This window comes from Streptomyces sp. NPDC001744 (genome assembly GCF_042892575.1).
Taxonomy (GTDB): Bacteria; Actinomycetota; Actinomycetes; order Streptomycetales; family Streptomycetaceae; genus Streptomyces.
This window is the reverse complement of record NZ_JBIAUG010000005.1, coordinates 282136-297858: the sequence shown is the minus strand read 5'-3', so window position 1 is coordinate 297858 and position 15723 is coordinate 282136. Positions and strand designations below refer to the sequence as shown.

The 15723-nt window shown below is 73.5% G+C and carries 17 protein-coding genes; 15 read left to right on the top strand and 2 right to left on the bottom strand.

Going from position 1 to position 15723, the window contains the following annotated elements:
• Nucleotides 1–5 precede the first annotated feature (5 nt).
• Nucleotides 6–458 carry a hypothetical protein gene (locus ACFYZY_RS09315; RefSeq protein ID WP_388691279.1) on the bottom strand — a complete coding sequence of 151 codons (453 nt, stop codon included), beginning with the start codon at nt 456–458 and terminating at the stop codon, nt 6–8.
• 107 nt (nt 459–565) lie between these two features.
• On the opposite strand from ACFYZY_RS09315, the gene ACFYZY_RS09310 reads away from it, so the two are divergent.
• The 3 genes from ACFYZY_RS09310 (at nt 566) to ACFYZY_RS09300 (ending at nt 2167) form a co-directional block, all read left to right on the top strand.
• Nucleotides 566–1099 (top strand): YbjN domain-containing protein, encoded by a 534-nt coding sequence (locus ACFYZY_RS09310; protein WP_388691276.1) that lies wholly within the window; start codon nt 566–568, stop codon nt 1097–1099.
• A 235-nt stretch (nt 1100–1334) separates the two neighbouring features.
• Entirely contained in the window at nt 1335–1820 is a 486-nt protein-coding gene (locus ACFYZY_RS09305) for a prevent-host-death family protein (RefSeq protein WP_388691273.1), read from the top strand.
• Nucleotides 1821–1855: 35 nt separating this feature from the next.
• Complete coding sequence (locus tag ACFYZY_RS09300; protein WP_388691270.1) at nt 1856–2167, top strand: hypothetical protein; 312 nt, start codon at nt 1856–1858, stop codon at nt 2165–2167.
• A gap of 81 nt (nt 2168–2248) precedes the next feature.
• Here ACFYZY_RS09300 and ACFYZY_RS09295 read toward each other — a convergent pair whose 3' ends face one another.
• Complete coding sequence (locus ACFYZY_RS09295; RefSeq protein ID WP_388691267.1) at nt 2249–3430, bottom strand: pyridoxal phosphate-dependent aminotransferase; 1182 nt, start codon at nt 3428–3430, stop codon at nt 2249–2251.
• 91 nt (nt 3431–3521) lie between these two features.
• Here ACFYZY_RS09295 and ACFYZY_RS09290 point away from each other — a divergent pair, with 91 nt between their 5' ends.
• From ACFYZY_RS09290 to kynU, 12 genes are all read left to right on the top strand, one after another.
• Entirely contained in the window at nt 3522–3806 is a 285-nt protein-coding gene (locus ACFYZY_RS09290; RefSeq protein WP_388691265.1) for a hypothetical protein, read from the top strand.
• A gap of 259 nt (nt 3807–4065) precedes the next feature.
• Nucleotides 4066–4587: a DUF2617 family protein gene (locus ACFYZY_RS09285; RefSeq protein WP_388691262.1), complete on the top strand. Its 522-nt coding sequence runs from the start codon at nt 4066–4068 to the stop codon at nt 4585–4587.
• 328 nt (nt 4588–4915) lie between these two features.
• Nucleotides 4916–6559, top strand: a complete 1644-nt coding sequence (locus ACFYZY_RS09280; protein ID WP_388691355.1) for a polyamine aminopropyltransferase — start codon at nt 4916–4918, stop codon at nt 6557–6559.
• 75 nt (nt 6560–6634) lie between these two features.
• Nucleotides 6635–7501: an SRPBCC family protein gene (locus tag ACFYZY_RS09275; RefSeq protein WP_388691259.1), complete on the top strand. Its 867-nt coding sequence runs from the start codon at nt 6635–6637 to the stop codon at nt 7499–7501.
• Between the two features lie 51 nt (nt 7502–7552).
• On the top strand, nt 7553–8338 hold the full coding sequence (locus tag ACFYZY_RS09270) for an aldose 1-epimerase (RefSeq protein WP_388691352.1): 786 nt from the start codon (nt 7553–7555) through the stop codon (nt 8336–8338).
• A gap of 72 nt (nt 8339–8410) precedes the next feature.
• Nucleotides 8411–8950 carry an orotate phosphoribosyltransferase gene (pyrE, locus tag ACFYZY_RS09265; RefSeq protein WP_388691257.1) on the top strand — a complete coding sequence of 180 codons (540 nt, stop codon included), beginning with the start codon at nt 8411–8413 and terminating at the stop codon, nt 8948–8950.
• 222 nt (nt 8951–9172) lie between these two features.
• Nucleotides 9173–10195 carry a class II fructose-bisphosphate aldolase gene (fbaA, locus tag ACFYZY_RS09260; protein ID WP_388691254.1) on the top strand — a complete coding sequence of 341 codons (1023 nt, stop codon included), beginning with the start codon at nt 9173–9175 and terminating at the stop codon, nt 10193–10195.
• 75 nt (nt 10196–10270) lie between these two features.
• A complete protein-coding gene (locus ACFYZY_RS09255) occupies nt 10271–11431 on the top strand; it encodes a MalY/PatB family protein (protein ID WP_388691252.1) in 1161 nt (386 codons plus the stop codon).
• Between the two features lie 129 nt (nt 11432–11560).
• Nucleotides 11561–11974, top strand: a complete 414-nt coding sequence (locus tag ACFYZY_RS09250; protein ID WP_388691247.1) for a DUF3151 domain-containing protein — start codon at nt 11561–11563, stop codon at nt 11972–11974.
• A gap of 450 nt (nt 11975–12424) precedes the next feature.
• Nucleotides 12425–13306 (top strand): DUF3152 domain-containing protein, encoded by an 882-nt coding sequence (locus ACFYZY_RS09245; RefSeq protein ID WP_388691244.1) that lies wholly within the window; start codon nt 12425–12427, stop codon nt 13304–13306.
• Between the two features lie 121 nt (nt 13307–13427).
• Complete coding sequence (locus ACFYZY_RS09240) at nt 13428–14315, top strand: tryptophan 2,3-dioxygenase (protein WP_388691241.1); 888 nt, start codon at nt 13428–13430, stop codon at nt 14313–14315.
• The gene (gene kynU, locus ACFYZY_RS09235) at nt 14308–15531 is read left to right on the top strand and encodes a kynureninase (RefSeq protein ID WP_388691238.1); all 1224 of its coding nucleotides are present in this window, start codon (nt 14308–14310) and stop codon (nt 15529–15531) included. Before ACFYZY_RS09240 ends, kynU begins: the two co-directional genes overlap by 8 nt.
• The last annotated feature ends 192 nt before the right edge of the window (nt 15532–15723 follow it).

Sequence of the window (15723 nt, the reverse complement as noted above, 5' to 3'; positions counted from 1 at the left end):
CCGGGTCAGGTGTCGAACGCCTCGACGCGTACGAGGGCGGTCTCCCCGTCCTCGTACGCGATCCGGACGTGGACGTACAGCTCCTGGCCGTACGCCACGTCCACGCACACGTCCTGCTCGCAGGAGGGCGCGGGCTTCCCGGCCGGGTAGGTCGCGGCCAGCCAGGCCCCGGCCACGGCCCGCCCCGTACGGAATTCGGCCACGGCCCGCGTGTCCTGCCAGTGGGCCGCCGTGCACCGGGCGTCCCGGGCGTCCGCCGGGAGCCTCCCCCGGGCGAAGGTCATCACTTCGGAGCAGTCGGCCGGCTCCGGCTTCCCGATGTCGTCCCAGGCCATGGCGCCCCACACCAGCAGGGCCAGCGGCCCGCCGCAGACCACCGTCGCCAGCGCCGACGCCCCGATCCAGATCCGCCGGCGCCGCTTCGCCGGCTTCCGTCCCGCCCCCGTGTCGTCCCCCATGGGCACCGGATCCTGTCAGCTCGCAGCGGATCGCGGTAGGCGGGGGTTGCCACGGACCGCCCGGGATGGGGGAGGATGGCGGGCATCCGTACGAAGGGAAATACACGGTGAGCATCGACCCGTCCTCGATTCCGAATTTCGGGGGTCAGCCCCAGCCTCAGGCCGCAGGACCGGCGGGCCCCGTCGTCCCCGACCAGGACCTCGTCAAGCAGCTCCTCGACCAGATGGAACTGAAGTACGTCGTCGACGACGAGGGCGACCTCGCGGCTCCGTGGGAGGAGTTCCGCACCTACTTCATGTTCCGCGGCGAGGACGAGCAGCAGGTCTTCTCGGTCCGGACGTTCTACGACCGCCCCCACTCGGCCGACGACCGCGTGAAGATCCTCGACGCGATCGACGACTGGAACCGCCGCACCCTGTGGCCCAAGGTCTACACCCACCTGCACGAGGAGGAGGACGGTTCCGCCACCCTCCGCCTCATCGGTGAGGCCCAGATGCTGATCGGCACCGGCGTCGCCCTGGAGCACTTCGTGTCCTCCACGGTGAGCTGGGTCCGCGCCTCCATCGAGTTCGACAAGTGGATCGTGGAGCAGTTCGGCCTGGAGACTCCGGAGGACAAGGCCGGGGACGACGAGGCCTGAGCCTCCGGCACCCGGCACGGGAGCCCGGTCCCCCTCCCGCCGGGAGGGGGACCGGGCTCCTTCGCGTTCCGGTACGGCCGGACGGCGCTTCCCGGGCGCGGGTTCAGCCCGCCAGGCGCCGCAGCCGGCCGACGGCCTCGTGGAGGACGTCGTCCCGCTGGCAGAGGGTGAAGGCATGCGGCTCAAGGTCCGCCGATCACTGGAAATCAGACTGTGGTCTGAGTACAGTCTGAGTATGAGCGTTACGCAGCTGGGAGCTGAGCCGGAGTCCGTCTCCTTCACCGATCTGTCCCGGAACCCGAAAGCTGTGGCTGCCCGGGCCGCTGCCCTCGGCTGCCTCCGCGTCACCCATCGGGACGCGCCAGACATGGTGCTGACCACGGCGATACACGCTGAGCGCACGGAGGAGAACCTGACGACCGCGTCGCGGCTCTTCCTTGCGCTGATGAAGCACGACGACGGGGCCCGATCACTGCTGCTCGCGCTGCCGGAGGTCTTCCCCTGGGTGCGGCATCTGGACGACGAGGAGATGCGCGCGTTCACGGTGGAGTTGCTCGAAGCGCTTTCCGACGCCGCCGAACTCGGGGCCAGGGAGGCCGTGCACCGCACGCTTGTGTCCTGGAGGGCGACAGCCCGCGTCAATGCCGATCCGGCGCAGCTCAGGGAAGCGCTACGCCCCCTTGACGGCGACGACCTGGGCCCGGTCGAGGTGCGCGGGTGAGCCCGAAGAAGGGCGATCGGGTCAGCGTTCCGCCCTTGAGTGGATGGAACGTGGTCTTCGGGACGACCGAGGCCGTGACGGGCTGGGAAGAGCTGTGCCGAGCCGCGCTGCCGAACGCACACCGCTGCCTGGAGGCGTTGCGCACCGACCCGCTGTCGCGTGACAACTGGAATCGTCAGCATCAACTTCGGGGAAGGCACGCGACCAAGGAGTGGAAGGGTTCCGCCCTGGAACAGTGGGAGTACGAGATCACCAGCGGTGGCCGGGTGCGATACCTGGTCAGCCCGGAGACCTCGACCGTCATCCTCGTCCATGCCTCGACCAGGCATCCTAAGGACACCGAGTAATTCGCCGTTCGGTACACGGCCCGGCTTCCCTCAGCGAGCGGATGCCGGGCCCTTCGTCCGCGGGAGCCGTCCGGCTCGCTTTCAGAGAGCGAGCCGCTGGAGGCGGGCTACTGCCTCGTCCAAAACCTCCTTCCGCTTGCAGAAGGTGAAGCGGACCTGGCCGCGGCCGGTGGCGGGGTCGTCGTAGAAGACGGAGTTGGGGATGGCGACGACGCCGCAGCGTTCGGGGAGGGAGCGGCAGAAGGCGTGGGCGTCCTCCTCCCCGAGCGGGGTGATGTCGGTGGTGATGAAGTACGTGCCCCGGGGCACGTAGACCTCGAACCCGGCCGCCCGCAGGCCGTCGCCGAGCAGGTCGCGCCTGCGCCGCAGGTCGGCGCGGAATCCGTCGAAGTACGCGTCCGGCAGCCGCAGCGCCTCGGCGATCGCGTACTGGAAGGGGCCCGCGCTCACGTACGTCAGGTACTGCTTGGCGGTGCGGACGGCGGCGATCAGCGGGGCGTCCGCGACGGCCCAGCCGACCTTCCAGCCGGTGAACGAGAACGTCTTGCCGGACGACGAGAGGGTGACCGTGCGCTCCCGCATGCCGGGGAACGTCGCGAGCGGCACGTGCTCGGCGCCGTCGAAGACCAGGTGCTCGTAGACCTCGTCCGTGACCACGAGCAGGTCCCGCTCGACCGCCAGCTCCGCGACGGCGGCCAGCTCGGCCCGGGTGAGGACGGTGCCGGTGGGGTTGTGCGGGGTGTTGAGCAGGATCAGCCGGGTCCGGTCGGTGACGGCGGCCCGCAGCTCGTCCAGGTCGAGGACGTAGGAGCCCTCGTGGGGGCGGAGGGTGACGGGAACGCGGGTGCCGCCGGCCATCGCGACGCAGGCCGCGTACGAGTCGTAGTACGGCTCCAGGGCGATGACCTCGTCGCCCGGCTCGACCAGGGCGAGCAGCGCCGCCGCGATGCCCTCGGTGGCGCCCGCCGTGACCAGGACCTCCGTGTCGGGGTCGTACTCCAGGCCGTACCGCCTCCGCTGGTGGTCCGCGATCGCCGTCCGCAGCTCGGGGACGCCCGGACCGGGCGGGTACTGGTTGCCCCGGCCGTCCCGCAGGGCGCGCACCGCCGCCTCCCGGATCTCCTCCGGGCCGTCGGTGTCGGGGAACCCCTGGCCGAGGTTGATCGCCCCGGTCCTGGCGGCGAGCGCGGACATCTCGGCGAAGATCGTCGTGCCGAACCCGGCGAGGCGGCGGTTGAGCGGCGGTCGTGTCATGCCCGTCATCCTGGGGCCAAGCTCTGGACTTGCTCAAGTGCGCTTTGGCGCCCCGGCGGCATGGGAATCTCCCTCGCACAGAAGAACGGGGGACACACACATGGGAATCGTCATCGGCATCGTCGTCGTGGGGGCCCTGGCCGTCATCGGCCTCGTCGCCACCGCCGAGAAGCGCCGGGAGGCCGCCGCCCGGCGCGCCGAGATCCGCCGCGCCCTCGCCGCCTACCGCACCGCGTCCGCCCGGGGGCCCGCCCCCCGGCGCGGGGGACGGCGCGGGAAGCGGAACCGCGGGAGCTGGGCCGACGGGGGCGGGGGTTCCGGCGGGAGCTGCGCATCCGCCAGTTCCTGCGGTTCCGGATGCGGGTCCGGCTGCGGCGGCAGCTGAGCACACGGATGGGCCGGCCGGCGGGCGCGCAGGTCGATTCCGATTGAACAAGTGAACTGTGGGGACCCCGAAGGGGTTGGAAACCACGGCAAGTTGGGTAAAACCGCTGCGACTCTTCCGATGAGCGTGGTTCTCTCGCTCCTGACAGAGACAGCCCTCGGACCGTGTGTGGACCCGAGCCGGCGATTCCCCACCCCCGTTGAACCCTTCACCGGGGCGCCCCGGCCCACCCGCCAAACCGTGTTTGCGGAGCCGACCCATGCTCACCACCCTGAAAACCTCCTACACCGACACGCGCGCGGCCGACCTGGCCTGGGCCCTCGGGCGGGAACCACTGCCCTCGCTCGCCGTGCTCGACCTCGAACTCACCGGCGCGAAGATTCAGTTGAGGCTCCTGGGAGCCTCCCATCAGGTCCTCCTGGAGGAGGAGGGGCGCACCTGTTCGGAGACCGTGGCGTGCATGCCCGGCAGCAGCACCCCGCTCCCGCTCGGCGTCTCCAAGCGCGTCAACGGGTGGGAGTACGAGTTCGCCGCGCGCGTCGAGACGCTCTCCAGCGGCTCCTTCGCGGGCCGCGCCCAGGAGTTGCTCGCCCTCGTCTCCGATCACCCCCACGGGCTCGCGGGCACCTTCCCCGGTTCCCCGCACGCCTTCACCGCGATGCTGGCCCACCGCCACGAGGGCCAGGTGCGCTGGCGCACCTGGCACGCCTATCCGCAGGAGGGGCAGTTGGTGGTGACCAGGACCAGGGTCGGCGCGCGGATGCCGTCGGTCGTGTCCTGAGCGGGGGCGCCACCGGCCGCGCCGTGGGCGAGGCGCTGCCGGTCGTGTCCTGAGCGGAGACGTCATCGGCGGTGTCCCGGAGCGGGGGCGCCGCCGGCCGTGTCCCGGACGAGGCGCCGCCGGCCGTGTCCCGGACGAGGCGCGGCCGGTGGTGCCCCGGTCGGAGGCGCCGCCGGCCGTGTCCCGGCATCCGCGTACGCCGTTCTCCGGCGCGTATGCGTGGCGCACTCCGATGCGCCCCCCGATGCGCCCGGTGCACACGCGTGGGTGACAAGGAGCGTACGGGGTGTGACGTAGCGTTACCCGCATGATCGAGCCGACCACGACCATGCCGCCCGGGCGGGTGGGGCGGCCGCCCACCCGCCCGCCCGCCCGGAGGCCCGCACGACCCCGTGGGACGGCGCGGTTCCCGGTCCTCGCGGTGGTCTTCGTCTGCGCGGCCTGCGGCCTGGTCTACGAACTCGAACTGGTGGCGCTCGCCTCCTATCTGATCGGGGACTCGGTCACCCAGGCGTCCGTCGTGCTCTCCGTGATGGTCTTCGCGATGGGAGTGGGTTCGCTCCTCGCCAAACGGCTGCGCTGCCGCGCCGCCGTCGGCTTCGGCCTGGTCGAGGCCGGGCTCGCGCTCGTCGGCGGCTGCTCGGCGATGGCGCTGTACGCGGCCTTCGCCTGGCTCGGCGAATCGCGGTACGTGGTCGTGGCGTTCTCGCTCGCCATCGGGGTGCTCATCGGCGCGGAGATCCCGCTCCTGATGTCGCTGATGCAGCGGACCGGGCGGCGGGCGGGACCGGGGGAGCCGGACGACGCCGCCGGGACGGTCGCCGACCTCTTCGCCGCCGACTACGTCGGCGCGCTGGCCGGCGGCCTCGCCTTCCCGTTCCTGCTGCTGCCCTGGCTCGGCCAGCTCACCGGCGCGCTCGTCACCGGAGCGGTGAACGCGGTCGCGGGCGGCGGCCTCGTCCTCCGGGTGTTCCGCCACGACCTGACCGCCCGCTCCCGGACCCTGCTCCTGGCCGTGAACCTGTGCGTCCTGGCCCTCCTCGCCACCGCGACCGTGCTCGTGGACGACTTCGAACAGGCCGCGCGCCGGGCCGTGTACGGGGACCACGTGCGGGTCGCCGTCCACACCGACGTCCAGGAGGTCGTGGTGACGGGGGGCCCGGAGGGGCCGCCCGACCTGTTCCTCGACGGCCGGCTCCGGGTGGCCGGCCAGGACGAGTACCGCTACCACGAGGCGCTCGTCCATCCCGCGATGAACGGCCCGCACGCGCGCGTGCTGATCGTCGGCGGCGGGGACGGGATGGCCGTCCGCGAGGTGCTGCGCCACTCCGGGGTCCGCTCCGTGACCGTCGTGGAGCTCGACCCCGGAGTCGTGCGCCTGGCCAGGACCGACCCGGCGCTCGCCCGGCTCAACGGGAGGGCGTTCCGGGATCCCCGCGTCCGGGTGGTCCACGCGGACGCCTTCCACTGGCTGCGCGGCGCCGCCGACCGGGCGCGGGAACGGTACGACGTGGTGGTCTCCGACCTGCCGGACCCGGGGATCACCCCCAGCACCAAGCTGTACTCGCAGGAGTTCTACGGACTCGTCGCCCGGGTCCTGTCCGGCTCCGGGCGGCTCTCCGTCCACGCCGGCTCGGTCACCGACCGCCCCCGCACCTACTGGACGGTCGACGCCACCCTGCGCGCCGCCGGCTTCGCCACCCGCCCTTACAGCGCGAGCGGCCGCGCCCCCGGTTTCGCCGCCGGCCCCGACCGCGCCGACCGGCGCAGCGGCACGGGCGGCCCCGGCGACTGGGGCTTCCTCCTGGCGGCCCCGGGCACCCGTCCGCCCGTCCTCGGCCTCGCCCCCGACGCGCCCCGGCCGCGTTCGCTCGACGCGGACGTCCTGGAGGCCGCCGCGCTCCGCGCCGAACGGACCCGGGGCGCCGGACAGCCGCCCTCGACCCTCGTCCATCCGCGCTACGGCGACTGAGCGGCCGGGGCACGCGCGTCCCGGTGCGGGTCGAACGGGCGACGCGGCGCCCCGGTCTGAGTAGGCTCGGCTCCCATGGAGCATGAGGTGTTCGTCCCGGTCCCGGCCGAGGCCCTGCGCGCGGCGCTCACGGACCCGGCCCGCGTGGTGCGCTGCGTCCCCGGCTTCCAGCGGGACGCCGACGCGGAGGCGGACCCCCTCACGGGCCGCCTCCGGGTCAGGGTCGGCGGCAGCACCATTACCTACCGGGGCGCGCTGCGGATCGTCGAGCGGGACGGTGCCATCACCTACGAGGGCGAAGGCGTCGAGGTCCGGGGCAAGGGCGGGTCGGAGCTGTCGCTCACCGTCGTCCTCACCCCGGTGGCCGGGGGCACGAGCATGGGCTTCACGGGCGCCCTGACGGCGACCGGCCGGCTCGCCGACACGACGGACGAGGTCCGGTCCGCGACGGGCGCCCGGCTCCTCGGCCGGTTCGTGGAGGCGGTGGCGGGGCTCGCGGGAGAGCCCGGCGAGGTCCTCCCGGAGGCGCGGGAGGAGACGGCCGCCCCGGACGGCGGCGCGGAGGAGCCCCCGGGTCCCGGCGCCGGGACCGGTGCCGCCGCCGACGGCGTGGACGACGGGGTGGAGGAGCCCGGTGTCCTCTTCGACGTGCCGGTGTCGCCCCCCGTCCCCGGCCCCCTTCCCGACGACGGGGACCTCGACGGCACGCCGCTCGCGTTCCCCGCCCCGCAGCCCGCCGCCGAGGCCGCCCACGCCCGCCGGACCATGATCGGGAGAAGCGCCGAGGAGGTCGACCACGCCCCGCCGCGCGGCCGGTACGCCCCCGTTCCCGCGCCCGAGGCGGCCGGCGCCGGTGCCGCCCTGCGCTGGCTCGCGCCGGCGGCGGCCCTCGCGCTCGCCTCCGCCGTCGTCGTCGGCCGGGCCCTGCGGCGACGCCGCTGAGGCGGCCGGCCGCGTTCCGCGCCTCGCGGGATTAGGGTCGGGGGGGTGAGCATGCAGACACGATTGACGGCGGGCGACGCCGAGTTGACCATCAGCCCCGAGAACGGCTGCCGGATCGAGAGCCTGCGCATCGGCGGCACCGAGGTGCTGCGCCAGGGCGAGCGGTACGGGTGCTTCCCGATGGCGCCCTGGTGCGGGCGGACCGAGAACGGACGCTTCCGCAACGGCGCGACCGTCCACCAACTGCCGGTCGACGCACCCCCGCACGCCATCCACGGCACCGTCCGCCACCGTGCCTGGAAGACCGTCCGGTCCTCCGCCACCGAGGCCGTCCTCGTCTGCGAACTCGGCGACCCGTGGCCGTACGGGGGCAGGGTCACCCAGGTCTTCGAGCTGGCCGAGGACTCCCTCACCCTGCGCTTCGGCGTCGAGGCGTACGACGACTCCTTCCCGGCCCAGGCCGGCTGGCACCCGTGGTTCCTGCGCAACCTCGGGCAGGGCGGCCAGGACGTGCGGCTCGACTTCGCCCCCGCCTGGCAGGAGGAGCGCGGCGAGGACCACCTCCCCACCGGCCGCCGGATCACCCCCCTCCCCGGCCCCTGGGACGACTGCTTCGGCATGCCCGGCGGCGTCGACGCCACCCTCACCTGGCCGGAGGAGCTGGAGCTGAGGATCACCTCCCGCTCCGAGTGGGTCGTGGTCTACGACGAGCAGGCCGAGGCGGTCTGCGTCGAGCCGCAGTCCGGTCCCCCGAACGGCCTCAACACCCACCCGCGCCTGGTCACCCCGATCGACCCCCTGGAGATCGAGAGCACCTGGAGCTGGCGGCGTCCGTGATCCGGCGTCCGCGCGCGGCGGCGCCCCGCCCGGGAGGAGCCGGCGGACGGGCGGCCCCTTAAGCTCGGGGCCATGACTGACGTACGCGCTGACCTGCTCCAGCAGATCAAGGACAAGGCCGTGGTGCACGGCAAGGTGACCCTCTCCTCGGGTCGGGAAGCCGACTACTACATCGACCTGCGCCGGATCACGCTGGACGGTCGCGCCGCGCCGCTGGTGGGCCAGGTCATGCTCGACCTCACGGCCGACCTGGACTTCGACTGCGTCGGCGGTCTGACGCTGGGCGCCGACCCGGTCGCCACCTCGATGCTGCACGCCTCCGCCGCGCGCGGACAGCGTCTGGACGCCTTCGTCGTGCGGAAGGCGCAGAAGGCGCACGGCATGCAGCGCCGCATCGAGGGGACGGACGTCAAGGGCCGTCGCTGCCTCGTCGTGGAGGACACCTCGACCACCGGCGGTTCGCCGCTGACCGCCGTCGAGGCCGTCCGCGAGGCGGGCGGCGAGGTCGTCGCCGTGGCCACGATCGTGGACCGGGGCGCCGCCGACGCCGTCGCGGAGGCGGGACTTCCGTACCTCACCGCCTACCGGCTCGCGGACCTCGGCCTGGCGTAACCGCCGCGAAGCCGTGACGCGGGTCGGCGGCCGGACCGGATTCGGCTCTGACCTGCTGCTTTGTCCTGGGGCGGGGTGTTTCACGTGAAACACCCCGCCCCTCGGCGTACCGGGCCCGTGGGAGCCCGGGGAAGAGTCTGGAAGGATGGGGGTGACGATGACGTCGCCCCCAGGTCAGGGACAGCAACAGCACACACCCCGCACATCACAAGGAGCGGACGAATGCCCATCGCAACCCCCGAGGTCTACAACGAGATGCTCGACCGGGCGAAGGCAGGCAAGTTCGCCTACCCGGCCATCAACGTGACCTCGTCCCAGACCCTGCACGCCGCGCTGCGCGGTTTCGCGGAGGCCGAGAGCGACGGCATCATCCAGATCTCGACCGGCGGTGCCGAGTTCCTGGGCGGTCAGTACAACAAGGACATGGTCACGGGCGCCGTCGCCCTGGCCGAGTTCGCGCACATCGTCGCCGCGAAGTACGACATCACGGTCGCCCTGCACACCGACCACTGCCCGAAGGACAAGCTGGACGGCTACGTCCGTCCGCTGCTCGACATCTCCGCCGAGCGCGTCAAGGCCGGCGGCGACCCGCTGTTCCAGTCGCACATGTGGGACGGCTCCGCCGAGACCCTCGCGGACAACCTGGCCATCGGCCAGGAGCTGCTCGCGAAGGCCGCCGCCGCCAAGATCATCCTCGAGGTCGAGATCACCCCGACCGGTGGCGAGGAGGACGGCGTCAGCCACGAGATCAACGACGAGCTGTACACCACCGTGGACGACGCGATCCGCACCGCCGAGGCCCTGGGCCTGGGCGAGAAGGGCCGCTACCTGCTCGCCGCCTCCTTCGGCAACGTGCACGGCGTCTACAAGCCGGGCAACGTCGTGCTCCGTCCCGAGCTGCTCAAGGACCTCCAGGCCGGCGTGGCCGCGAAGTTCGGCAAGGCCGACCCGTTCGACTTCGTCTTCCACGGCGGTTCGGGCTCGACGGCCGAGGAGATCGCCACCGCCCTGGAGAACGGCGTCGTGAAGATGAACCTCGACACCGACACCCAGTACGCCTTCACCCGCCCGGTCGTGGACCACATGTTCCGCAACTACGACGGCGTCCTGAAGGTCGACGGCGAGGTCGGCAAGAAGTCCACCTACGACCCGCGCACCTGGGGCAAGCTGGCCGAGGCCGGCATGGCCACCCGCGTGACCGAGGCGTGCGCCGCGCTGCGCTCGACCGGTACGAAGCTGAAGTAACGAAGCGACCGTGCGGACGGAGGGTCCGGTGCCTCGCGGGGTGCCGGACCCTTCGCGCGTCGGCGAGGGGGACCGATGTACGACTTCGACCGGGAGATCGACCGGCGTGGCACCTGGTCGGTCCAGTGGGACGGGACGGCGGCCCGCTTCGGCGTGTCCGACCTGCTGCCCTTCACCATCTCCGACATGGACTTCGCCTCCCCGCCGGACGTCCTCGCCGCCCTCCGCGAGCGCGTCGACCACGGGGTCCTCGGCTACACGGACTGGCGGCTCGGCGGCTTCCGCGAGGCGGTGCGCCACTGGTACGCGAGCCGGCACGGCACCGGGATCGATCCGGACTCCCTGGTGTACGCGCCCTCCGTCCTCAGCCAGCTCTCGCAGCTCCTCCGGATGTGGACCGGCCCCGGTGACGGCGTGGTCGTCCACACCCCCACGTACGACGGCTTCCGCAAGGCCGTCACCGGTCTCGGGCGCGAGCTGCGCGGGGTCCCGGTCGGGGACGCGGAGGCCCTGGAGCGCGAGCTGGCCCGGCCGGACAGCCGGATGCTGCTGCTCTGCTCCCCCCACAACCCGACCGGCCGGGTGTGGACGGAGGAGGAGCTGACCTCCTTCGCCGCCCTCGCCGAACGCCACGGGGTGAGCGTCGTCAGCGACGAGATCCACGCGGACCTGACCGCCGACGGACACCGCCACGTGCCGTGGGCCCGGATCGCGGAACCGGGCCGGGGCCGCCGCTGGGCGGTGGTCACCTCGGCCACGAAGGCGTTCAACTTCCCCGCCCTCTCCGGCTCGTACGGGATCATCGGCGATCCCGCCGAGCGGGAGGCCTTCGTCCGGCGCGTGGAGACCGGGGAGGGGCTCGCCTCGCCCGCCGTGCTCTCGCTGACCGCCCACATCGCCGCGTACCGGCACGGCGCGGCCTGGCTGGACGAGCTGCGCGGCTACGTCGCGGGCACGATGGAACTGCTCCGGGAGCGGCTGTCGGAGGGGCTTCCCGGGGTGGTCTGGGAGCCCCCGCAGGCCGGCTACCTGGCCTGGATCGACCTGCGGCCCCTGGGGATCGAGGAGACCCGGCTCCAGGAGGAGCTGGTGACGGTGGAGAAGGTCGCGATCATGCCGGGCGGGACGTACGGCACCCCGGGCTTCGTCCGGCTGAACGTGGGCTGCCCCCGCGCCAAGGCGGAACGGGGCGTGGACGCGCTGGTCAGGGCGGCGGGACGGCTGCGGACGGCCTGAGACCGGCCCGTCCCGGGGCGGGGCCCGGGGGAGCGGGCGGAGGCGCGGGCGGAGAGCCCGTCCGGGAGGCCGGACCGGGGGAGGCCGCCGGGCGCCGGGTCCGGGTCCGCACTGAGGCAGACTGGCCCCATGGCCATCCACGAGAACCTGCTGGGGGGACCGGCCCCCACCCACCTGCCCGACGAGCCGGGACCGCGCGAACTGCTCGCGAACGGTACCGATCCGGCGGAGGTCGCCGCGAAGTACCCGACCTCCTCGCTCGCCTGGGCGCGCCTCGCCGACGACGCCTACGAGGGCGGACGGGTCGTCGAGTCGTACGCCTACGCCCGCACCGGCTACCACCGGGGACTGGACGCGCTGCGCCGCAACGGCTGGAAGGGCCACGGCCCGGTGCCGTGGGAGCACGAGCCGAACCGGGGCTTCCTGCGCGCGCTGCACGCCCTGGCGCGGGCGGCCGGCGAGATCGGGGAGAAGGAGGAGTACGAGCGCTGCACGACGTTCCTGCGGGACTCCTCGGAGACGGCGGCGGAGACGCTGGGCTGACGTCCGCGAAAACGGCGCGCGCGGGAGCGGCGTCCGCGAAAACGACCACGTGAAAGCGGCGTCCGTGAAAGCGGCGTGCGCGGGAGCCCGGGGCGGTCGCCCCGGGCTCCCGCGTGTTTCGTTCCGGGCGCGTGTGCGACGCGTTCCGGACTCCTGGGCGTTCCGTCCCGGACTCGCGCGCGTCGCACTCCGGGCTTCCGCGTGTCGCGTCCCGGGCTCGCGCGCGTTTCGGCACGGACTCGCGCACGGGGCACGCTGGGCTTTCGCGGGGCGCGCCGCCGGGGCCCGCGCGTCCCGCGCCCGGGGAACGGACCCGTACAAACCGCCCCGCGTCATTCGAGCGTATTCGAACGGGCCGGTACGATCCCCGGGACCGCAGCAAAGAAAAAGCCGGTACCGAGGCCCCACTTCCTCTTCCCCCACACCGGCCGAGCAGGGGAGAAGTCTGTCGTGGGCAAGCGCTCCGTATCCGCAGGACAGCGACGAACACAGAGCCGGCGGCGGGGCGGGGCCAGACGCGGTCCCGTACGCCGGCTCGTCCTCCCCGCCCTGATCCTGGCGTCCCTCGCGCTCGGCGGCGGCGCCGCCCTCGCCCACTTCCACGGCACGGAGACCGGTGCCACGGCGGCTCCGCCCGCGCCCGGCCCCATGGCGGGGGAGGCGGACCCGACGACCGCCGCGCCCGCCACCACCCCGCCGGAGCCGAAGGCGAAGCCCACGCCGACGACGCCCCCGGCGACGACCGCCCCGAAGAAGCCCACCGTGCCGAAGTCCGGCCCCGGGACCTTCACCACCGCGCGGGCCGCCGGCGCCGTCACCGGCGACCGCGGGGTCCTGCGCCGCTACCGGGTCCAGGTCGAGGACGGCATCGACCTCTCGGCACGCCAGGCGGCCGACGAGATCCAGCGCATCCTGGCCCATCCGCGCAGCTGGGCGGCGCACGGCCGGGGCCGCTTCCAGCTGGTCTCGGAGAACGCCGACTTCGTCATCCGGATCGCCACCCCCGACACGGCGGACGCCCTCTGCCTCCGCCAGGGACTTGACACCCACGGCGAGCTGAACTGCGAGACCACCGACGGCGTCGTCGTGAACCTCAGGCGGTGGATGCTGGGCTCGCCGACCTTCGCGGGCGGGGCCGCCGAGTACCGCCACCTGATCATCAACCACGAGGTCGGGCACGAGATCGGCATCCGGACGCACATGGCCTGCCCGGGTCCGGGCAAGCTCGCCCCCGCGATGATGCAGCAGATCAAGGGCCTGAACGGCTGCCGGTCGAACGCCTATCCGTACGACGAAGACGGGAACTACATCACGGGCCCGACCGTGTCATGATGCGTCTGGGACGGCACGCGACGGAGCGGGCCTCCCGAGGGGACCGGAGCTCCCGTGTCGCACGCGGTGCCGCACGGAAGGAGCGGACCGCTACCCGGTAGAACGTTTCGAGGAGACAGAAATGTCCACCTTCCCGGGTTCTCCCGATGCCTCCGCAGACGACCGGGCCGACCGGGCCGAGCAGGCCGACCAGGCCGTCGAGGATCCCAACCTCGACTTCGCGGGCACGACGCCGTACGAGGACTACGTCCAGGCGGACGTCCTCACCCACCTCCAGCACCTCCGCTCGGACGATCCCGGCGAGATGGTCTTCCTGGTCACCACCCAGGTGATGGAGCTGTGGTTCACGGTGATCGTCCACGAGTGGGAGACCGCGAGCCGTGCCCTGCGCGAGGACCGCGTGCCGGTCGCGATGGACGCGCTCAAGCGCTCCGTGCGCGAGCTGGAGGCGCTGAACCACTCCTGGCGGCCGCTCGCCCAGCTCACCCCCGCCCAGTTCAACGCCTACCGGGGCGCCCTGGGCGAGGGGTCCGGATTCCAGTCCGCGATGTACCGGCGGATGGAGTTCCTGCTCGGCGACAAGTCCGCGTCCATGCTCGTGCCGCACCGGGGCGCGCCCCGTGTCCACGCCGAGCTGGAGAAGGCCCTGCACGAGCCGAGCCTGTACGACGAGGTCCTCGGCCTGCTCGCCCGGCGCGGCCTGCCCGTGCCCGCCGCCGTCCTCGGCCGCGACCTCTCGCAGCGGTACGAGCCCTCGCCCGAGGTCGAGGCGGTCTGGGCCGGGATCTACGCGGACCCCGACCAGAACGCCGAACTGGTCCGGCTCGGCGAGGCCCTGAGCGACGTGGCCGAGCTCGTCTGGCGCTGGCGCAACGACCACCTGGTGGCGACCCGGCGCGCGATGGGCGCCAAGACCGGCACCGGCGGTTCGGCGGGCGTGGCCTGGCTGGAGAAGCGGGCCCGGAAGAACGTGTTCCCCGAGCTCTGGACGGCCCGCAGCCATGTCTGACCCGCTGGAGGGCAAGGCCCTCGCCCTCGACGCGGCCGACGAACTGGCCGGGCACCGGAAGAGGTTCGTCCTCGACGAGGACACCGTCTACCTCGACGGCAACTCGCTCGGCGCGCTGCCCGCCCACGTTCCCGCCCGCATGGCCGACGTCGTCGCCCGCGAGTGGGGTGAGCTGCGCATCCGCTCCTGGGAGGAGTCCGGCTGGTGGACCGCGCCCGAGCGGATCGGCGAGCGGATCGCGCCGCTCGTCGGCGCCGGCCCCGGGCAGGTCGTGGTCGGCGACTCGACCAGCGTGAACGTCTTCAAGGCGGTCGTCGCCGCCGCCCGCCTGGCCGGCCCGGGACGCGACGAGATCCTGGTGGACGCGACGACCTTCCCCACGGACGGGTACGTCGCGGAGTCGGCGGCGCGGATGACGGGCCACCGGATCGTGCCCGTCGCCCCCGCCGGGATGGCGGAGGCGGCCGGTCCGCGCACGGCCGCCGCCCTCGTCAACCACGTCGACTTCCGCAGCGGCAGGCTCCACGACCTGCCGGGCACCACCGCCGCCCTGCACGCGGCGGGCGCGCTCGCCGTCTGGGACCTGTGCCACAGCGCGGGCGCCCTGCCGGTCGGCCTGGACGCCCACGGGGTCGACCTGGCGGTCGGCTGCACGTACAAGTACCTGAACGGCGGCCCCGGTTCGCCCGCGTACCTGTACGTCGCGGAGCGCCACCAGGCCGCCTTCGACTCGCCGCTGCCCGGCTGGAACTCGCACGCCGACCCGTTCGCCATGGCCCCCGGGTACGAGGCGGCCCCGGGCGCCGCGCGGGGCCGGGTCGGCACCCCCGACATCCTCTCCATGCTGGCGCTCGAAGCGGCGCTCGACGTGTGGGACGGGGTCGCGATCGAGGACGTGCGGGCCAAGTCCCTCGCGCTGACGGACTTCTTCTTGGAGTGCGTCCGGGCGTACGCCCCCGGGGGCCGGGTCGAGCCGGTCACGCCGGAGGCGCACGCCGAGCGCGGCAGCCAGGTCGCGCTGCGCTGCGCCGAGGCCCCGGCGGTGATGGCCGAGCTGATCCGGCGCGGTGTCGTGGGCGACCTGCGCCGCCCGGACGTGCTGCGGTTCGGCTTCACGCCGCTGTACGTCGGGTTCGCGGACACCGCGCGGGCGGCGCGGGTCCTCGCGGAGGTCCTGGCGGACGTACCGGCGGGGACGGGCGCTCCGGGGGCGTAGCTCCCCGGGCCCCCGGGACCTGCCGGACCCCGCCGGGGCCCGCCGGAACCATCAGGTCCCGGCGGGCCCCGGACGGGCCGTCCGCCCCGGCGGCCCCCCGTGCACCCGGACCCTCCCCGGGGCCCGAAGGCCACCCGCTCGCGCGGTCCCGATCCTGGTACCGTCCCCGCAGGTCAGGCCAGTTCGGCCCCG